The organism is Xanthomarina sp. GH4-25 (assembly GCF_045363175.1).
Taxonomy (GTDB): domain Bacteria; phylum Bacteroidota; class Bacteroidia; order Flavobacteriales; family Flavobacteriaceae; genus Xanthomarina.
On sequence record NZ_JBJFLO010000007.1, the window covers coordinates 61,409 to 79,894 of the forward strand.

Annotated in this window: 18 protein-coding genes; 9 read left to right on the plus strand and 9 right to left on the minus strand. The window is 31.6% G+C overall.

Annotated features, from left to right (window positions below; translation table 11 throughout):
- Window positions 1–9 precede the first annotated feature (9 nt).
- From ACI5KZ_RS11345 to tsaB, 6 genes are all read left to right on the plus strand, one after another.
- On the plus strand, window positions 10–711 hold the full coding sequence (locus tag ACI5KZ_RS11345) for an ABC transporter ATP-binding protein (protein ID WP_109309810.1): 702 nt from the start codon (window positions 10–12) through the stop codon (window positions 709–711).
- On the plus strand, window positions 704–1,933 hold the full coding sequence (locus ACI5KZ_RS11350) for an ABC transporter permease (protein ID WP_109309809.1): 1,230 nt from the start codon (window positions 704–706) through the stop codon (window positions 1,931–1,933). The genes ACI5KZ_RS11345 and ACI5KZ_RS11350 overlap by 8 nt, the downstream gene beginning before the upstream one ends.
- Window position 1,934: 1 nt before the next feature.
- Complete coding sequence (locus tag ACI5KZ_RS11355; protein WP_406847684.1) at window positions 1,935–3,179, plus strand: ABC transporter permease; 1,245 nt, start codon at window positions 1,935–1,937, stop codon at window positions 3,177–3,179.
- Window positions 3,180–3,254: 75 nt separating this feature from the next.
- A complete protein-coding gene (locus ACI5KZ_RS11360; RefSeq protein WP_406847685.1) occupies window positions 3,255–4,370 on the plus strand; it encodes an efflux RND transporter periplasmic adaptor subunit in 1,116 nt (371 codons plus the stop codon).
- A complete protein-coding gene (locus ACI5KZ_RS11365) occupies window positions 4,357–5,694 on the plus strand; it encodes a TolC family protein (RefSeq protein WP_406847686.1) in 1,338 nt (445 codons plus the stop codon). Before ACI5KZ_RS11360 ends, ACI5KZ_RS11365 begins: the two co-directional genes overlap by 14 nt.
- Window positions 5,695–5,699: 5 nt before the next feature.
- Complete coding sequence (gene tsaB / locus ACI5KZ_RS11370; protein ID WP_109309806.1) at window positions 5,700–6,374, plus strand: tRNA (adenosine(37)-N6)-threonylcarbamoyltransferase complex dimerization subunit type 1 TsaB; 675 nt, start codon at window positions 5,700–5,702, stop codon at window positions 6,372–6,374.
- Window positions 6,375–6,378: 4 nt separating this feature from the next.
- On the opposite strand, the gene ACI5KZ_RS11375 is transcribed toward tsaB, so the two are convergent.
- From ACI5KZ_RS11375 to ACI5KZ_RS11395, 5 genes are all read right to left on the minus strand, one after another.
- Window positions 6,379–7,191 (minus strand): mechanosensitive ion channel family protein, encoded by an 813-nt coding sequence (locus ACI5KZ_RS11375; RefSeq protein WP_109309805.1) that lies wholly within the window; start codon window positions 7,189–7,191, stop codon window positions 6,379–6,381.
- 77 nt (window positions 7,192–7,268) lie between these two features.
- Window positions 7,269–7,625, minus strand: coding sequence for a DUF1304 domain-containing protein (locus ACI5KZ_RS11380; RefSeq protein ID WP_109309804.1), 357 nt, complete (start codon window positions 7,623–7,625; stop codon window positions 7,269–7,271).
- Complete coding sequence (locus ACI5KZ_RS11385; RefSeq protein WP_406847772.1) at window positions 7,622–9,667, minus strand: thioredoxin domain-containing protein; 2,046 nt, start codon at window positions 9,665–9,667, stop codon at window positions 7,622–7,624. Before ACI5KZ_RS11385 ends, ACI5KZ_RS11380 begins: the two co-directional genes overlap by 4 nt.
- A 146-nt stretch (window positions 9,668–9,813) precedes the next feature.
- Window positions 9,814–10,014 (minus strand): dodecin family protein, encoded by a 201-nt coding sequence (locus ACI5KZ_RS11390; protein ID WP_109309803.1) that lies wholly within the window; start codon window positions 10,012–10,014, stop codon window positions 9,814–9,816.
- A 50-nt stretch (window positions 10,015–10,064) separates the two neighbouring features.
- A complete protein-coding gene (locus tag ACI5KZ_RS11395; protein WP_406847687.1) occupies window positions 10,065–10,967 on the minus strand; it encodes a NifU family protein in 903 nt (300 codons plus the stop codon).
- 222 nt (window positions 10,968–11,189) lie between these two features.
- Between ACI5KZ_RS11395 and ACI5KZ_RS11400 the strand changes: the two genes are divergently transcribed.
- The 3 genes from ACI5KZ_RS11400 to ACI5KZ_RS11410 all read left to right on the plus strand — a co-directional run bounded on the left by ACI5KZ_RS11400 (window position 11,190) and on the right by ACI5KZ_RS11410 (window position 13,307).
- A complete protein-coding gene (locus ACI5KZ_RS11400) occupies window positions 11,190–12,200 on the plus strand; it encodes a type IX secretion system membrane protein PorP/SprF (protein ID WP_109309801.1) in 1,011 nt (336 codons plus the stop codon).
- 95 nt (window positions 12,201–12,295) lie between these two features.
- Window positions 12,296–12,814 carry a gamma carbonic anhydrase family protein gene (locus tag ACI5KZ_RS11405; protein ID WP_109309800.1) on the plus strand — a complete coding sequence of 173 codons (519 nt, stop codon included), beginning with the start codon at window positions 12,296–12,298 and terminating at the stop codon, window positions 12,812–12,814.
- A 1-nt stretch (window position 12,815) separates the two neighbouring features.
- The gene (locus tag ACI5KZ_RS11410) at window positions 12,816–13,307 is read left to right on the plus strand and encodes a DUF6265 family protein (RefSeq protein WP_406847688.1); all 492 of its coding nucleotides are present in this window, start codon (window positions 12,816–12,818) and stop codon (window positions 13,305–13,307) included.
- 7 nt (window positions 13,308–13,314) lie between these two features.
- On the opposite strand, the gene murI is transcribed toward ACI5KZ_RS11410, so the two are convergent.
- From murI to ACI5KZ_RS11430, 4 genes are all read right to left on the minus strand, one after another.
- On the minus strand, window positions 13,315–14,094 hold the full coding sequence (gene murI / locus ACI5KZ_RS11415) for a glutamate racemase (RefSeq protein WP_109309798.1): 780 nt from the start codon (window positions 14,092–14,094) through the stop codon (window positions 13,315–13,317).
- 68 nt (window positions 14,095–14,162) lie between these two features.
- Window positions 14,163–14,672 carry an OmpH family outer membrane protein gene (locus tag ACI5KZ_RS11420; RefSeq protein ID WP_109309797.1) on the minus strand — a complete coding sequence of 170 codons (510 nt, stop codon included), beginning with the start codon at window positions 14,670–14,672 and terminating at the stop codon, window positions 14,163–14,165.
- Between the two features lie 31 nt (window positions 14,673–14,703).
- A complete protein-coding gene (locus tag ACI5KZ_RS11425) occupies window positions 14,704–15,711 on the minus strand; it encodes an OmpH family outer membrane protein (protein WP_406847689.1) in 1,008 nt (335 codons plus the stop codon).
- 162 nt (window positions 15,712–15,873) lie between these two features.
- Entirely contained in the window at window positions 15,874–18,477 is a 2,604-nt protein-coding gene (locus ACI5KZ_RS11430; protein ID WP_109309857.1) for an outer membrane protein assembly factor, read from the minus strand.
- Between the last annotated feature and the right edge of the window lie 9 nt (window positions 18,478–18,486).

The window sequence follows — 18,486 nt, forward strand, 5'->3', positions numbered from 1 at the left end:
AAAATAAATATGTTAAATATTAAAAAGCTTCATAAATCCTATCCAATAGGAGATTCTAGTTTACATGTATTAAAAGGAATCGATCTGTCTGTTGATAATGGCGAGATGGTTGCGATTATGGGTTCTTCGGGATCTGGAAAATCTACCTTACTAAATATTATTGGTATGTTGGACGAAGCAGATGATGGAGAATATATTCTAGACGGTGTTCCAATTAAAAATCTAACAGAAAAAAAAGCAGCTATTTATAGAAATAAGTTTCTTGGATTTATCTTTCAATCTTTTAACTTAATAAACTACAAGAATGCTTTAGACAATGTCGCTTTGCCTTTGTATTATCAAGGTATAAAAAGACAGGAAAGACAAGAAAAAGCCTTGTTCCATTTAGAAAAAGTTGGATTAAAGCCTTGGGCAGAACATTTGCCTAACGAATTATCTGGAGGTCAAAAACAGCGTGTCGCCATTGCCAGAGCTTTAGCTGCAAATCCTAAATTGTTATTGGCAGATGAGCCTACAGGAGCACTAGACACCAAAACATCTTACGAAATAATGGACTTTATCCAGAGTCTAAACGATGAAGGAAAAACTATCCTAATAGTTACACATGAAGAGGATATAGCCCATATGTGTAAGCGTATCGTTCGTTTAACAGATGGTGTAATTCTGGAAGATGAAAAAGTTGAACAAGTAAGAGCCTCTCAATATGTTTGATAGAGACCTTTGGAGAGAGATATTTCAAAGTATCAATATGAATAGAACCAGAAGTGTACTTTCTGGTTTTACAGTCGCATTTGCTATTTTATTGTTTACCATACTTTTTGGAATTGCAAACGGTTTAAATAACACCTTTGCCGAAGCTTTTGCCGACGACGCCAACAACTCCATTTTTATCCAATCTGGTACAACTACCAAAGCAAACAAAGGGTATCAAGCTGGAAGACAAATTCAATTTAAAAATAAAGATCTCAATTACATTAAAGAAGAATACAACGAAAAAGTACAATATATTACGTCTAGAATTTACTTAAATGTAAATGCTTCTTTTAGAAATGAAAAAGATTCATACTCGGTAAGAGCTGTAAATCCAGACCACCAGTATTTAGAGAATACAAAAATTAAGGAAGGCCGATTTATCAATCAATTAGATATTGATAATAAATCCAAAGTTATAGTAATAGGAAGGTTGGTTGAAGACGATCTATTTTTAAAAACAACAGCATTAGGGAAGTATCTTAGTTTGAATGGTCTACAGTATAAAATTGTTGGGACTTTTGAAGATGATGGAGGAGATAACGAAGAGCGTTTAATCTATATGCCAGTAAGTACAGCTCAAAGAGTCTATGGGAATAACGATTATATAGATCAAATTAACTTAACCTACAATCCAGAAATGGATTACGATAAAGCTATTTCATTTAGTAATGCACTTACCAAAGATTTAAAAGACCGTTTTGATGTAGCAAGTAGCGACCAAAGGGCTATTCGTGTTAGAAATTTAGCAATTGAATCGAAAACAGTAAACCAAATGACTTTTGGGTTAGGAGTTATTATTATCGTTATTGGTTTTGGTACTCTTATCGCTGGAATTGTTGGCGTAAGTAACATTATGATTTTTATTGTAAAAGAACGAACTAAAGAAATTGGTATTCGTAAAGCTTTGGGTGCTCAACCTAAATCTATTATTACTATCATTTTAACAGAATCGGTTTTAATTACTGCTATTGCAGGTTATGTAGGTTTATTGGTTGGGATGGGAGTTCTAGAATTAATAGGACCAAGTTTAGAAACCTATTTTATAAAAGACCCTAGTGTTAGTACAAGTTTGGTTGTTGGAGCAACCATAACACTTATTGCTGCTGGTGCAATAGCAGGTTATTTGCCAGCTAAGAAAGCATCACAAATTAAACCAATTGTAGCCCTAAGAGACGATTAATATGATAAAGTTTTTATTAGAAAGAGATACATGGCAAGAAGTATGGGATAGTCTTAGTAAAAACAAACTAAGATCTATGCTAACCATGGTTGGTGTTTGGTGGGGAATTTTATTGCTTATTGGACTGCTTGGTTCTGCTAAGGGTTTAGAAAATTCTTTTAATAGACTCTTTGGAAGTTTTGCTACAAATAGTGTTTTTGTTTGGGGACAAAGTACCAGTAAGCCCTTTAAAGGATTTCAAGAAGGGAGACGTGTAAAACTAACACTTACAGACGCTAAATTGGTTGAAGAAAATGTTGAAGGTATCGAGTTTGTAGTGCCAAGAAATCAAAATCAATCCTTAGTTGTTAGAGATTTTTTATCTGGAACTTATAGTGTTAATGGCGACTTCCCGTTGCTTGATAAGGTCCAAAAAAAGAAAATGATGTTTGGTCGCTTTATCAATCAAAGCGATATAGAAGAAAATAGAAAAGTAGCTGTTATTTCAGAAGATATTTACAAGCAATTGTTTGAGAAGGACGAAGAAATGATTGGCCAATATATTAAAATCAATGGCATGAATTTTACCATTATTGGCATGTTTGAAAATGGCAATGTTAATATGGGGCCAACTAGCGATATTCATATACCATTTACTACGTTTCAGCAAATATATAACCAAGGAAACCAAATAGGATGGATGATGCTTACTGGGAAACCAGATGCAGATATCTCTCAAATTGAAGCAGATGCCAAACTCATTTTAAGAAATTTAAACAACATACATCCAGAAGATAAACGTGCTTTTGGAAGCTTTAACCTAGGTAAAGAATTCGCCAAAATAACAGGCTTTTTAATAGGAATGCAATTTTTAACATGGTTTGTTGGTATAGCAACCCTAATTGCAGGTGTGTTTGCTATTGGAAACATACTCTTAATAACAGTAAAAGAAAGAACCAAAGAAATTGGAGTACGTCGAGCTTTAGGTGCAACACCGTTTGAGATAAAAAGACAAATCGTGGTTGAAGCTGTTTTTATTACGCTTTTAGCTGGAGTTTTTGGAATTATCACTGGAGGTTGGATATTGATAGGTATCGATTCTGCTTTTGGTCAAGGAGACGAAGCTGTTATTGTAAATGCATCTGTGTCTATTGCAGTTGTATTTATTGCATTAATCATATTAGTTGTATTAGGTACTTTAATAGGATTAATTCCAGCATTTAAAGCAACTAGTATCAAACCAATAGATGCCTTAAGAGAAGAATAAATAATCAAATAATAAAACAGAGTGAATCATTATTAATGAGTCATTTAAACCAATCAAAACAATAAAAAGAGAGAAATGAATAAAACAGTAAAAATCATAATTGGAATTGTATTGCTGATACTTTTTGTATGGGTAATTAAATATTTTAAAGATTCAAATTCTAAATCTATTGAAGATTTTAAAGTAGAAGAACCTTTCTATACTTCCATTAAAACAAAAGTGGTTGCAACAGGAAAACTTAATCCTGAAGAAGAAATTGAGTTAAAACCTCAAATTGCTGGAATTATTGACAAAATATTTGTTGAAGAAGGAGACATTGTTAAAAAAGGAGACTTAATTGCTAAAATTCGTGTTGTACCAAACGAACAAAATTTAGCAAGTGCGAATAGTAGAACACGTACTGCAAGATTAGCCTTAGATAATGCTCAAATTCTTTACGATAGAAATAAAGGCTTATTTGAAAAAGGAGTTATTTCTAAACAAGATTTCGAAAACAGCGAGTTATCTTATAATCAGGCAAGAGAATCTTTAATTCAAGCGCAAAACGATTATCAAATTATTAAACAAGGGTCACTTTCTGGTGGAGGTTCTGCAAATACCAATATTGTAGCCCAAATACCTGGAACAGTATTAGAAATTCCGGTTCGTGAAGGAGATCAAGTTATCGAATCTAATAGCTTTAATGCAGGAACAACAGTTGCTACTATTGCAGACATGAGTAAAATGATTTTCGAAGGAAAAGTAGATGAAGCTGAAGTAGGTAAAATAGAAGAAGGTAGAGAAATAATCGTAGTTCTTGGAGCATTAAACGAACAAGAATTTCCAGCAAAATTAACTTTTGTAGCTCCTAAAGGACAAGAAGAAAATGGCGCAGTACAATTTACAATTAAAGCCGATGTTTCTGTAACACCATCTACAAAAATAAGAGCTGGTTACAGTGCCAATGCAGAAATTGATTTAGAAAGCAAAGACAGTGTTTTAGTAATTAAAGAAGCTTTATTACAGTTTAATAGAATTACCGAAAAACCTTTTGTTGAAATTTCAAATGGAGATAATTCGTATGAAGAAGTTTATGTAGAACTTGGGATTTCTGATGGAATTAATGTAGAAATCACCGAAGGTGTTAAAGAAAGTGATAAAATTAAAGTGTGGAACAAAGCATCTAAAGAAAATAACGATGATGAAGATTAATAAAAACATATTTACAACAGTTGTATTAACTATTTTTATAGGTGTTTCTTCCTTCGCTCAAGACAAATTATGGACGCTTGAGGAATGTGTAAATTATGCTTTAGAAAATAATATTACTGTTAGAAAAGGAACTAATGTTCTATTGTCTAATGAACAAGATGTAATTGAAACTAAGGGTAATTTTTTGCCAACTGTTAGTGCAAACGCTAGTCAGAGTTTGAACTTAGGGAACCAGGAAATTTTTCAAGGACAGTTTGTCGACAGAACAAGTCATAGTACTAATCTTGGGATTAATATTAATCAAACTATTTTTAACGGATTTAGAAATACGAATCTATATAAACAAGCACAACTTAATTTGGAATTAAACCAGATGGAGTTAGATAGAATAAGAGACGATATATCTTTAAATGTGGTTAATGCCTATTTAAATGTGCTATTTAATAAAGAAAATTTAGAAATAGCTAAGGCACAAGTTGCATTTTCAAAAGAGCAATTAGAACAAGTAAATAAATTAGTTGATGCTGGAGTTCAGGCTAAAGCAAACACATACGATGCTATAGCTACTTTAAGTAAGGATGAACAAAATTTAACCATAGCAGAAAACAATTATGATTTAGCATTGCTTAGCTTATCTCAATTACTACAATTGCCTTATGAAGGGTTTCAAGTCGCCATTGAAGAAGTTGAAAGCCCTTCAGCAGCTTTAATGTATAATGATGTAAAACCAATCTTAGAATATGCTTATGAAAACAGACCTGAAGTTAAAGTCGCTGAAAAGAATATAGAAGGCTCTTTATTAAGTACAGAGCTAGCTAAAAGTGGGTTTTTACCAAGAGTATCTTTTGGCTATGGTTTTGGTTCCAATGTGTTTTTCTCTAATTTAACTCAAGATGAAGAAACTTTTTTTAACCAATTGAATGACCAAAAGTCTCATAATTTTCAATTGAGTGTTGCAGTTCCAATATTTTCAGGTTACGATAATAAAACAAATGTGGCTAAAACGAAAATTCAGCAAGAAAACAGCTTGTTGGATCTAGAACAAACCAAATTAAATTTAGAAAGCAATATTCAACGTGCTTTTACAGATGCAAAAGCTGCATTTAAAACATACGAAGCTTCAAAAAAATCTTTAGAAGCTCAGGAAATGTCATTTCAAAATGCACAAGAACGTTATAATTTGGGTGCACTAAACGCATTCGATTTAGAACAAACCAGAATTCAGTTAGTGAATGCACAATCTAATCTTACTAATTCTAAATACGATTTTGTATTTAAAACAAAAGTATTAGATTTCTATCTTGGAAAATCATTAGTAGATTAAATAAAGTGGATATTATATTAAGCATAGAAACATCGACAACAAATTGCTCAGTCTCTCTTTCTAAACAAGGAGAGACTTTTGCGCTTTTGGAAGATAATAGCAAAGAGTATTCTCATGCAGAACGCTTACATGTCTACATTGAAAAGTTATTATCAGATAATAATATTGAAGCCAATCAATTAGTAGCTATTGCCGTTAGCAAAGGTCCTGGCTCCTATACTGGGTTAAGAATTGGCGTTTCGGCAGCAAAAGGACTTTGTTTTGCTTTAGATAAGCCTTTAATTGCTGTTTCCACTTTAGAAGCTTTGGCACATCAGGTTTCTATTGAAAAAGGCATGGTAATTCCTATGTTGGATGCCAGACGTATGGAAGTCTATTCAGCAGTTTTTGATCAAGATTATAAAGAAGTTAGACAAGTTGAGGCACAAATTCTAGAAGCAGATTCTTTTTCAGCATATCTAGAACAGGGGGCTGTTTATTTTGTAGGGAATGGAGTTGAAAAAACAAAATCTCTTATTAAACATCCAAATGCTTTCTTTGTAGAAGACATATTACCTTCAGCTAACCAAATGGGTCAAATAGCTTATTATAGGTACAAAAAAAACGACATCGAAGATGTCGCTTATTTTGAACCTTATTATTTAAAAGATTTTATAGCATTAAAGCCAAAATCTAAATAAATAATTATTCGTTTTTATGAATTTCAACTTGATGTGGATAAGGAATTTCAATTCCAGCAGCATCAAGAGCTTCTTTAGTTTGTTCGGTAACGTCGAAGAAAACAGCCCAGTAATCTTCAGTTTTACACCAAGGTCTTACAGCAAAATTTATAGAGCTATCAGCTAATGCAGATACATTGACTGTTGGAGCTGGATCTGCAATAACTTTAGGATGTGAACTTATTACATTCATTAAAACCTCTTTGGTTTTTTTAATATCAGAATCGTAACCAACGCCAAAAGTTAAATCAACTCTTCGAGTTCCTTCGGTAGAATAATTTACAATGTTTCCATTTGACAGTGCTCCATTTGGAATGATAATTTCTTTATTTGAAAGGCCGATAAGTTTCGTAGTAAAAATTTCAATTTCTTTAACTACGCCTATTTCGCCTTGAGCTTCAATTAAGTCGCCAATTTTAATAGGTTTAAAAATCATAATTAAAACACCTCCAGCAAAATTCCCTAAAGAACCTTGAAGTGCTAAACCAACAGCTAAACCAGCAGCAGCTAAAATAGCAGCAAACGAAGTGGTTTCAACGCCAAGTTGCGATAAAATAGCAAGAATTAAAAGTATTTTTAATATCCAACCTACTAGATTTAATAGGAACTTTTGAAGACTAATATCAAAACCTCTTTTGGTCATGACTTTACTAGTTCCATTAAGCATTTTTTTAATAATCCAAGAACCAATAATCCAAATAATAATGGCTCCTATAATTTTTAAGCCATATTCGGTTGCTAATTCAATTCCTTTTGTTGTCCACTTTTCTATATCCATAGTTTTGATTTTAAATTAGTTGTAAAGTTAAAGAAAATGATTGAAACTAGTTGTTTTATTGAATACATAAAAGAATATTATCTAAATATTAATAAGCCTAAAGTTATTATGGCTGGTATGGATTGTAAGTAAAATAATTTTATTTTTTTAGTTGAATAAGCTCCGTAAATGCCAGCAATAGTTACGCAAACCAAAAAGAATATGGTTGTTTTTGGATCTTTTATTAGTAATGAAAAAATAAGACCAGCAGCTAGAAACCCATTATAAAGACCTTGATTGGCAGCTAATACTTTCGTGTCTTCTGCAAATTCTTTAGTTTTTAATCCAAAGGCCTTGATGCCTTTGGGTGTGGTCCATAAAAACATTTCTAATATTAAAAAATAAAAATGTTCTAAAGCTATAAGAGCAATTAAGATGGTTAAAATTAAAGTCATAGGTTATCAGTTTTTATTAATTCAACAGCTTCTACAGCTTCTTTAACAGGTAGCTTACAAGCTTTATTAACACATACATATATATATGTTTCATTTTCAATATATCTGTTTTTTAATAATGGTAAGTTAGATTCTTCAGTACTTCCAATAAGTAATTTATTGGGTAAATATGTTTTATTTAGTTCTTTAGTTTTTTGATGTGCTTCAATTCCAGAAATAGCAACTTCATAAAATGGATGTGTATAATTTAGCATTAAATCTAACCAGTTTGAATAGTTAGATCCATAATTTGCTATTTCAGGTTTTACATTATTCAACATATTAGTTGCTGTGTTGAAATAATAATCATTCTCAAAATAATGAGATAGTTTGAATAGATTCTTAGCCATAATGGAATTACTTGCTGGAATAACATTGTCTCTATATTCAATATTTCTTGTTACTAGAGCAGGATCTTCGTTTGACGTAAAATAAAACATGTTATTCGTTTCTTCGAAAAAATGATCGAATACATAATTGGTTAAATCTCTGGCTGTAAGTAACCATCTATTGTCTAATGTGTTTTCGTAAAGAGAAATAAAAGCTTCAATTGTTGTTGCATAATCCTCAAGATAACCATTAATTGTACTTGTGTTGTTTTTATAATTATGATTCAAACCACCATCTTCACGTAATTGGTTGTTCAATATAAAATGAGCATTTTTTTTAGCTGAAATCAAAAAATGGTCTTCTTCAAACACACGATAAGCATCTACATAACCTTTGAGCATTAAGGCATTCCAAGAGGTTAGAGTTTTGTCGTCTAGTCTGGGTCTCGATCTTTTTTCACGTGTTTTTAATAGTAGCTCTTTCCAGTTTTGTTTCTTTTTATTTAAAATATCGATGGCAATATTGTGTTTTTTTAGAATCTGATCATCTGATTTCTTTCTAATTAAAACATAATGAGTGTTTTCCCAATAGCCATAATTGTTAATGTTATAATAATCTGAAAACAAGTCAAAATCTGAAGTTATTAATTTTTGCAGTTCTTCCTTTTTCCAAACATAAAAAGCACCTTCTTCTAAATGACCTTCTGGGGTGTTACTGTCTGCATCTAATGAAGAATAAAAAGCACCATTTTCAGCTGTTAATTCTCTTTCTATAAAAGCTATGGTTTCATAAACAACATCTTTATAAAGCTTGTTTTTTGTAATTAAATATGCGTCGGAATACAAACTAACCAATTGTCCATTGTCATAAAGCATTTTTTCAAAGTGAGGGATATGCCAATTAACATCTGTGGAATATCTTGAAAAACCACCACCAACTTGGTCGTAAAGCCCTCCATAAGCCATTTGTGTTAAAGTAAGATTTACAAATTCTTGTAATTTTTTTTGATTATTTTGATATGCATAGCGTAATAAAAACAGATAGTTATTAGGCATCATAAATTTTGGTGCTCGTTTTAATCCACCTTCTTTATGGTCGAAATATTGCGACCAATTTTCTAGAGTTTCATCAATGAATTCTTCACTAAAATCGACCACGCTTTTATTTAAAGTAACCACATCCATAGCTTTGATTCCATGCTCTAACTTGTCTGCATACTCGTAAAGTTTTTCAGGTTTTCTTTGGTATAAATCTGAGATTTGCTCCAAAGCACTCATCCATTGTTCTTTTCTAAAATAGGTGCCTCCCCAAACGGGTCTGCCATCTGGAAGTGCAATAACATTCATAGGCCACCCGCCACTTCCTGTCATTAGCTGCACGGCATTCATATAGACTTGATCTATATCTGGACGCTCTTCTCTATCGACTTTTATGTTTATAAATTTTGAGTTCATTAGTTGAGCAACAGTCGTATCTTCAAAACTTTCATGTTCCATTACATGACACCAATGGCAAGCCGCATAACCAACACTTATTAATAGTAGCTTATTTTCTGTTTTAGCTAGTTCAAGGGCTTCTTCGTTCCAAGGGTGCCAATCTACAGGGTTGTGTGCATGCTGTAATAAATAAGGGCTAGTTTCGTGAATTAAATTATTTGTATATGGTTGGTTCATGGGCTCTTTGTTTTGTCCTTGGCAACTTATTAAAATGCTTAAAATGAATAACTGAACATATTTCATCTATCAAAGTTAAGGATTTAAAGACACAAAAAAAGCGTTCTTTAACGAACGCTTGATTGATTTAAGATGTTTAAATTGATTTACTTGACTTCAAAAGTAAGTTTTATATTTACTCTAAACTCTGTAACTTGATCTCCATTTACAATGGCACTTTGCTCTTTTACATAGACAGATTTGATGTTTTTTACAGTTTTAGAAGCCTCTTTTACTGCTTTCCTAGTTGCATCTTCCCAACTTTTATCTGAATTAGATAATACTTCAATAACTTTTAATACTGCCATAATTTTTAATTTTATTAGTTCAACTTTAATGAATCTTAAAGTTAAGAAAATTAACCGTTTATAGCAACAACGCTACTCACTTTGTCTTTCAGCATTTCTTTTAAAATGTTTTCAATACCACTTTTAAGTGTGTAAGTTGAAGATGGGCAACCGCTACAAGCACCTTGAAGTACCACTTCTACTACTTTGCTTTCTGGATTGTAAGATGTAAATTGAATATTTCCACCATCGCTTGCAACGGCTGGTTTAATATACTCATCAAGAATATTAATTATTTGTTTAGAAATATCGTCTAGTTCTTCAGAAGAGTTATCTAATTGTTTGGTTGTGTTATCTGATGCTTTTGGAGCATTCGAAGCTATGATCTCTTTACCTTGTTCAATATAGCTTCTAATAAATTCACGAAGTTCCATAGTTATTTCACTCCAATCGGCTACTTCATATTTAGTTATTGACACAAAGTTTTCATCTATATAGACCCCCTTTACAAATGGAAAATGAAATAGCTCTGTCGCTAATGGAGATAATTTAGCCTCGTCTATGGATGTAAACTCATAAGTGGTGGTGGTTAGTTTTTTGTTTACAACAAATTTCATTGCTGAAGGGTTTGGAGTGCTTTCAGCGTAAACAGTTACAGGTACTTTTTTAGGAGCAGTTGTTTCTTCTACAACTATACCACCATTATTTAAATACGTTTCAATTTGACTAGCTACTTCCTCTTGAACATCTTTCCATTCTACAATATTATAGCGTTCTATAGCAATAAAATTACCTGAGATATAAATTTTTTTTACAAAAGGAAGGTAGAATAATTGCTGTGCTAAGGGAGATTTTTTCGCTTCATCAATATTGTTAAATTCGAAACTTTGATGTTGGGTAATAAACTGATCTATTTCAAACTTTATTATGCTATTATTGGAAGTTTCTTGAATGGAAACTTGAAAAGTATTCATAAGGATAAAATTTTTGGCAAAAATACTAAAAGATAACTTTAGATATCCATATATTTGACTTTTTCGCTTTTAAAAAAGCACAATTTTATTTTTTCTCCCAAAATAAGTTCAACCTTTAACTTTATAAGGGACAGATAAAAAGTAATTTTTATATATTTGGTTTCTATTTATAATTTTATTGCTAAAATTAAGTTTTAAATAGAGTCCCTGAAAACTAAAATTATGATATTAAAACGGTTCTATATTTTAGCTTGTGTGTTTTTACTTGCACAGACAGCTAAATCTCAAGAAGGAATGCCTATCTACTCAGATTATTTAACCGATAATTATTACTTGATACATCCATCGATGGCTGGAGCTGCTAATTGTGCTAAAATTAGAGTTACTGGCCGCCAACAATGGTTTGGAGATGAAGATGCACCAAGTTTATTAACTGCTAGTATTAATGGAAGAATTGGAGAATCTAATTCTGGTGTTGGTGCTATTTTGTATTCTGATAAAAACGGATATCATTCCAACACTGGTGTTTACCTTACATATGCACACCATATTATGTTTTCTAGAAGCGAATTAGATTTAAACATGCTTTCTTTTGGTTTAAGTATTGGAGCTATTCAGTATAAATTAGATGAAACTGCTTTTATTGATGAACCTTTTGATCCAATTATTGCAGGTATTGAGCAAAGTGCTACAAATTTTAATATAGATTTTGGTTTTTCTTATTTTTTATACAATTTTTATGCGCACGCTACCGTAAAAAATATGCTTAAAAATGAAGGTGTAAATTCTAACGAAAACGGGCTTTTTGCCTATGATAATCCAAGACAATTTTTATTTAGTGCCGGAACTGTTTTTCAAAAATACGGTAGTGAATGGAGTTTTGAACCTTCGGCCATGTTTATGTATAAAGATGGTACTAAGGAATCTTCAATAGATATTAATGCCAAAGCATATAAAGGAATGGATTTTGGTACAGTTTGGGCTGGTCTTTCTTATAGAAGAAGCTTAGATGGCGCTGAATTTCAAGACGGAACAGAAGTTGCTAGTCAAAAACTACAATATATTACTCCTATATTAGGTATTGATTATAAAGATTTTATGTTTGCTTACACCTATTCTTACCAAGCAAATTCTGTTGTATATAACAATGGAGGCTTTCATCAATTAACCTTAGGGTTTAAATTTGGTTGTAAAAAAGAACGTTACCATTGTAATTGTCCTGCCATAAATTAAAGAATCTAAAGCCTTGAAATTTCAAGGCTTTTATTTTTTTACTACATTTATTTTTTAAAAATTGAATTTAATAGATTAAAACTAATAACTGCATTATGCCTCTTATAAAACCTGTTAACGGAAAAGGACCTCATATTCCAAAAGATTGCTTTATAGCAGAAAATGCGACTATAGTAGGAGATGTAACCATGGGAAACGCGTGCAGTGTTTGGTTTAATGCCGTTATAAGAGGCGATGTACATTTTATTAAAATGGGAAACAAGGTGAACGTTCAAGATGGCGCTGTGATTCATGCTACATACTTAAAATCGCCAACTACCATTGGTAATAATGTGTCTATTGGACATAATGCGATAGTACATGGTTGTACTATTCAAGACAATGTGCTTATTGGAATGGGAAGTATTGTAATGGACGATTGTGTTGTAGAAAGTAATACTATTATTGCAGCTGGAGCTGTAGTTACTAAAAATACTAGAGTTGAAACTGGTAGTATTTATGCTGGAATACCTGCAAAAAAAGTGAAAGACATTAGTATGGAATTAATTTCTGGAGAGATTAATAGAATTGCCGAAAACTATGTAAATTATTCTAGTTGGTTTAAAGAGGATTAACATGAAAAATATTATAATAATACTTGCCTTTGGTGTATTTGTTTCATGTAAAAATGAGGGGAAACAAGCTATTGAGCTCATTAATAGTTATAATGAAATTGAAGACTTACAATGGCTAATAGGTCATTGGACAAATATTACAGAAGAAGAAAAATCTTATGAAAACTGGTCTAAATTAAACGATAGTACTTTAATTGCTCATAGTTTTACTTTAGTTAAAAATGATACAGTTTTTGCAGAACGTGTCACATTACAACAAAATAAAAATGAAGTATTATTTACTGTTGTAGCTTATAATCAAAATGATAATCTACCAGTCACTTTTAAATTAAGCTCAAAGGAGAAAGGTGTGTTTACATTTGAAAACCCAGAACATGATTTCCCTAGTCGTATATCGTATTCAAACCCAGTAAAAGATTCTATTCATGCCTTGATTGAAGGAACGATTAAAGGCGAGAAGCAAAAAGTAAATTTCTATTTTAAACGTCAATAAGATGTCGTTAAAAGTCTAAATATTCAATGCTGTGTTTTTCTCCAACAAGTGACGTTAAAACCTCTAAATCTCCATTAGAAAAAAATTGAAATTTTGGCTGTTGTTTTGAACTGTTTAAAATTTGGTTTTGTTTTAACACGGAAAGAGTTTGTTTAGCAACAGCTTCGCCAGAATCAATTATTTTAATATGTTTTGGTAGAATCTCTAGAAGTTGAGGCATTAAATAGGGGTAATGCGTACAGCCTAAAACCAAATAATCGATATTGGCATCTAACATGGGTTCTATATAAACTTTTAAAAGCGAACTCATCTCTTCTGAATTTATTTTACCAGATTCAATTAATTGTACTAAGCCTTCTCCAACTTGCTCTATAACTTTAATGCCATTAGTATACAGATCTGATGTATCGTGAAATAACCTGCTAGAAAGTGTGCCTTTTGTTGCAAGAATCCCAATAGCTTTAGTTTTAGTTTGTAGGGCTGCAGGCTTAATTGCTGGCTCAATACCAATAATAGGAATGGAGTAGCTGTCTCTTAAAATAGCTATTGCATTTGTGGTTGCCGTATTACAGGCGACAACAATTAATTTGGAATCTTTACTTAAAAGTAAATCGATGTTTTTCTTACTAAGTGCTACAATCTCATCTTTGGTTTTTTCACCATAAGGCGCATTCTTACTATCAGCAAGGTATAAAGTGTTTTCATGAGGTAATAAAAGTTTGAGCTCTCTCCAAATGGAAGTGCCACCAACACCAGAATCGAAAATACCTATAGGTTGTTTACTCATAGTTACCCAAAAATAAAAAAAGCCACTTATATAAAGTGGCTTTTAAAAAATATATTTTAAAAAATAAATTAGATTCCTAATTCTTTTTTAACATCGTCTAATAAGTTTTTACCGTCAGCCATAATTACGCCACCACCTTGAGTAGAATCTAATACATAATCAAAACCTTGAGCTCTTGCAACTTTAAGAATAGCAGCTTTTGCTTTTTCAGTAATTGGCTTTAATAAGTCAACTTCTTTTTTCTGCATTTCTTGTTGCGCATTGCTTTGGTATTGTTGAATGTTTTGTTGCATTGTTTGTACTTCAACTGCACGTTTTTGATTTTCTTCGTCAGTTTTAGTAGCAACTTCAGCTTCGTATTGTTTCATTTTGTTTTGATACTCAGTAACCATAGCTTGAATATCTGCTTCGTAAGTTTTACCAAGCTTATCCATTTCAGCTTGAGCAGTATTCATATCTGGCATAGCTTGAATTAATGTTTGTGTATTAATATGAGCTACTTTACTTTGAGCTTGTGTTAAACTTGTTGCTCCAATAAATAAAGCTGTTGCCAATAAAAGGGTCTTGAAATGTTTCATTTTTAAATAGTATTAATGTGTGTTATAAATTTTAATTGTTATTTGTGTCATCAGGCTCTGTGCCGTCAGTATTATTATTCTCTTCAGCTTGTTTTTCTCTTTCTTCTTTTGCTTTTTGTCTTTCTTCTAGAATTTGTTGTTTTCTTGCTTCTAGTTCTTGCTTTCTAAGTTCTCTATCTTTTAATTTTTGTTGCTTACGTTCTTCTAAAATTTCTTCTCTAGTTTTTTGTTCGCCTTCAATAACTTCGCCATCTTCACCTATTGTTTCATTACCATCATTCAATCTAGCATTTAATCTCTCTTCTTTTAAACGAGCTCTTTCTGCTATAATACTATCTCTTCGGTTCTGAACTTCTAATTGTCTTTGTTCGCGTTCGTCTAAAGCTTCTTGTCTTTTTGCTTCAGCAGCAGCTTCTTTTGCTTCTTGTTCTTTATCTATTTCTGGATGAAGTTCTTCATCTTCAGCAGCTCTTCTTTCAGATCTTGATTCGGCCTGTGTACGTTTAGCGCTTCTTGAAATACTTCTAATAACTTCTTCACTAAAATCGAATCTTTCTGCTGAATACAGCATCACAACATCTGCAGATTTATCGAATACAAAATCGTATTTTCTTTTTTCAGCAATATCTTGAACAGCTGCAAAAATCTGATCTTGAATGGGCTGAATTAATTGTCTCTTCTGAATCATTAAATCACCATTTGGACCAAAACGATTTTGCTGATAATCTAAAATTTCTTTTTCTTCAAAACTTATATCTTCTTCACGCTCTTCAATAAGTTCTTTAGTTAAAAGTGCTTTTTCGTTACTTAAATCTTTGCGTTTTTGTTCTATCTCGCTTAATTGACTTTCAATTTCAGTTTTCCATTTTTGAACTTTACTGTTTAATTGAGCCGTAGCTTCTTGATATTCCGGAACGTTTTGTAAAATGTACTCAGTATCTATATACCCAATTCTAACACCACGTTGTGCTTGAGCAGATAGACTAATTATACATACTATAACCAGTAAGAAAAGAACTTTTATTTTCATCTGTTTCATATTTTATAATTTTTGGTCTATAAATTCTAAAAGAGACAGAGGATTATTTAATATGTCTGTCAATTTTTGAACTAATATTTTCAAAATTAACGAAATTTAACTTTAAAAATTTTAATTCTTAAATTAAATAATCAAATTGTTATTAGAAAATATCGTGCCAAATTAAAATTGTTGCCCAATAATAAAGTGTGTTTCCCATCCATTAGGTTGTGTTTGACCAGGAACTGGATCGAATCCATAACCAAAGTCAATCCCTAATAAACCAAATGCTGGCATGAATACACGTAAGCCTACACCTGCAGATCTCTTAAGATCATAAGGGCTATAATCTTTAAAATCGTTAAATGAAATTCCACCTTCCATAAAACCTAAAACAAATATTTTTGCTTGTTGTTTTAAGGTAATAGGATATCTTAACTCTAGTGAAAATTTATTATAAATAGTTCCACCATCATTTGTTACATTTCCGTTTGAATCTACTGGCTGAATAGATTGGTTTGGGTAACCACGTAATGCAATAGACTCTCTACCATCTAAACTATAAGAACCTAAGCCATCTCCTCCAAGAAAGAATCGTTCGAATGGAATATCACCTCGGTCTTGATTGTATGCTCCTAAGAATCCAAATTCTGCACTAGGTTTTAAAACCAACTTTTTAATAATTTCTTGGTACCATTCGGCTTTAAATTTTATTTTATAAAATTCTAACCATTTAAAACGTTCTTGATCTATTTCTGAAATTCCTGCGTATGCTTCATTACGTGCATCTTGATCTGAAGAATTGTTAACAATGTCGTATAATTCTTCTCTTTCATGTTTTAACGCGTTATAATCTACATTATTGAATAAAGAATATGGTAATGTTAATTTAGCGCTTACACTAAAATTTGAACCACCAACTGGAAACACAGGGTCGTTATAGGTACTGTTTCTACTTAATCCAATGGTATATGCTAAGTTATTTGAGTAGCCATCACCAAAGGTAAATAGCCCCGTATTATAATTTTTTAAATTATAATGTTGGTAACTTACAGATTGAGATAATGTAAAGTAATTATCTGGCACATTTAAACGTTTTGCTAAACCTACTGAGATTCCCGTAATATTAAAACGCTTGTCTTTATCGGCTTTTCCAGTTTGAGAGTTGTATAAAAATTGTTTTGTATGCGAAACAGATGTAGATAATTGTACTGGTTTTTCACCTCCTAACCATGGTTCAGTAAAAGAGAAGCTATAGGTTTGGTAGAACTGACTAGCTTGTAAACGTAAGGCTAATTTTTGGCCATCACCTCTAGGTACTGGTTGATAAGATTTTAGATTAAAAATATTTCTAAGTGAAAAATTATTAAAAGATAAACCTAAGGTTCCAATAAAACCACCTCCACCATAACCACCTTGTAATTCTATTTGGCTAGATCCTGTTTCTACAACAGTATATTCTAAATCTATGGTCCCTTCGTTAGGGTTAGGGTTAGGGAAATCGGTTGTTAGTTGTGCTGGATCGAAGAATCCTAATGCACTTAACTCTCTAATGGTTCTAATAACATTAGATTTGTTGTATAATTGCCCTGGTCGGGTATGCAGTTCTCTATAGATAACATGATCGTTTGTAACATCGTTACCAACAACAGTGACATTGTTAAAATAAACGGGTTTTCCTTCTGAAATTCTAATCTCTAAATCGATAACATTACCTTCAGCACTTACTTCTACTGTATTAATATTTGAGAATAAGTAACCGTTGTTTTGATATAAGTTTGTAATATCGTTTGCTTCAGGGTTTTCTACATCTGCAATTCTTTTTTCAAGTAAAACACCATTATATGTCTCGCCAGGATTGATTCTTAAAACTCTATGTAATAATTCGTCTGAATAAACCGTATTACCAATAAAATCTATTTTCCCAAATTTATAGAGTTCTCCTTCTTCAAGATCAATATAAAGAGCCACATTTTTCTTATCTAAAACAACAATACTATCTGAAGTGATTCTAGCATCTCTATAGCCATTCTCTTTGTATTTGTCTACAATACTGTTAAGGTCTGTTTTATAATCTGCTTCAATGTACTTTGAACGTTTAAGAATATGTGTAATGTTTTTCTGTTTGGTGTTTTTCATAGCTTTTTTAAGCTTGCTATCTTTTAAAACCGTATTCCCATTAAAAACAATTTCTTTTACTTTTACTTTTTTACCTTTATCAATATTCACAACCATATTCATAGCTCTGGTTGAAGTTTGAAGTGTATCAACCTGTTCTATCTCTATAGTATTTATGTTTACTTTAGCATTGTAGAATCCTTCTTTTTTGTATTTACTTTCAAGATAATTTTTAGTAGTTGTTAACAGGTTTTCCGTTACTTTGACTCCTTTGTTTAAAGTATTTTCTTCAATAATTTTTTTCTTTTTATTCTTTTTAACACCATTAATCTTTACCTCGTTAATTTCAGGTAAATCTTCCAATCTTATTTCTAAGAAAACTTCATTACCTTCTATTCTATTAATATACATTTCTATATTATTAAATAGATTAGAGTTCCAAAGTTTTTTAATAGCAGCACTAATTTTATCTCCAGGAATTATAACCTCTTCACCAGCTCTAAGGCCAGAATAAGTAATAATGGTTTGTTCACTAAAGCTGGTGTTTCCTTTAACTGAAATACCTCCTATAATATATTTTTCACCATTTTGTACATTGTCTTGTGCTTGTATAGATTGAATATTTACAAAAAGTATTAATGTAAAGATTGATAGTAAATATGTTTTCAATAGTATTTT

Bases quoted from the DNA above. Each gene is read 5' to 3' on its own strand.
- ACI5KZ_RS11345 (WP_109309810.1), top strand. From the start codon at position 10: ATGTTAAATATTAAAAAGCTTCATAAATCCTATCCAATAGGAGATTCT.
- ACI5KZ_RS11350 (WP_109309809.1), top strand. From the start codon at position 704: ATGTTTGATAGAGACCTTTGGAGAGAGATATTTCAAAGTATCAATATG.
- ACI5KZ_RS11355 (WP_406847684.1), top strand. From the start codon at position 1,935: ATGATAAAGTTTTTATTAGAAAGAGATACATGGCAAGAAGTATGGGAT.
- ACI5KZ_RS11360 (WP_406847685.1), top strand. From the start codon at position 3,255: ATGAATAAAACAGTAAAAATCATAATTGGAATTGTATTGCTGATACTT.
- ACI5KZ_RS11365 (WP_406847686.1), top strand. From the start codon at position 4,357: ATGATGAAGATTAATAAAAACATATTTACAACAGTTGTATTAACTATT.
- ACI5KZ_RS11375 (WP_109309805.1), bottom strand. From the start codon at position 7,191: ATGGATATAGAAAAGTGGACAACAAAAGGAATTGAATTAGCAACCGAA.
- ACI5KZ_RS11380 (WP_109309804.1), bottom strand. From the start codon at position 7,625: ATGACTTTAATTTTAACCATCTTAATTGCTCTTATAGCTTTAGAACAT.
- ACI5KZ_RS11385 (WP_406847772.1), bottom strand. From the start codon at position 9,667: ATGAACCAACCATATACAAATAATTTAATTCACGAAACTAGCCCTTAT.
- ACI5KZ_RS11390 (WP_109309803.1), bottom strand. From the start codon at position 10,014: ATGGCAGTATTAAAAGTTATTGAAGTATTATCTAATTCAGATAAAAGT.
- ACI5KZ_RS11395 (WP_406847687.1), bottom strand. From the start codon at position 10,967: ATGAATACTTTTCAAGTTTCCATTCAAGAAACTTCCAATAATAGCATA.
- ACI5KZ_RS11400 (WP_109309801.1), top strand. From the start codon at position 11,190: ATGATATTAAAACGGTTCTATATTTTAGCTTGTGTGTTTTTACTTGCA.
- ACI5KZ_RS11405 (WP_109309800.1), top strand. From the start codon at position 12,296: ATGCCTCTTATAAAACCTGTTAACGGAAAAGGACCTCATATTCCAAAA.
- ACI5KZ_RS11410 (WP_406847688.1), top strand. From the start codon at position 12,816: ATGAAAAATATTATAATAATACTTGCCTTTGGTGTATTTGTTTCATGT.
- murI (WP_109309798.1), bottom strand. From the start codon at position 14,094: ATGAGTAAACAACCTATAGGTATTTTCGATTCTGGTGTTGGTGGCACT.
- ACI5KZ_RS11420 (WP_109309797.1), bottom strand. From the start codon at position 14,672: ATGAAACATTTCAAGACCCTTTTATTGGCAACAGCTTTATTTATTGGA.
- ACI5KZ_RS11425 (WP_406847689.1), bottom strand. From the start codon at position 15,711: ATGAAACAGATGAAAATAAAAGTTCTTTTCTTACTGGTTATAGTATGT.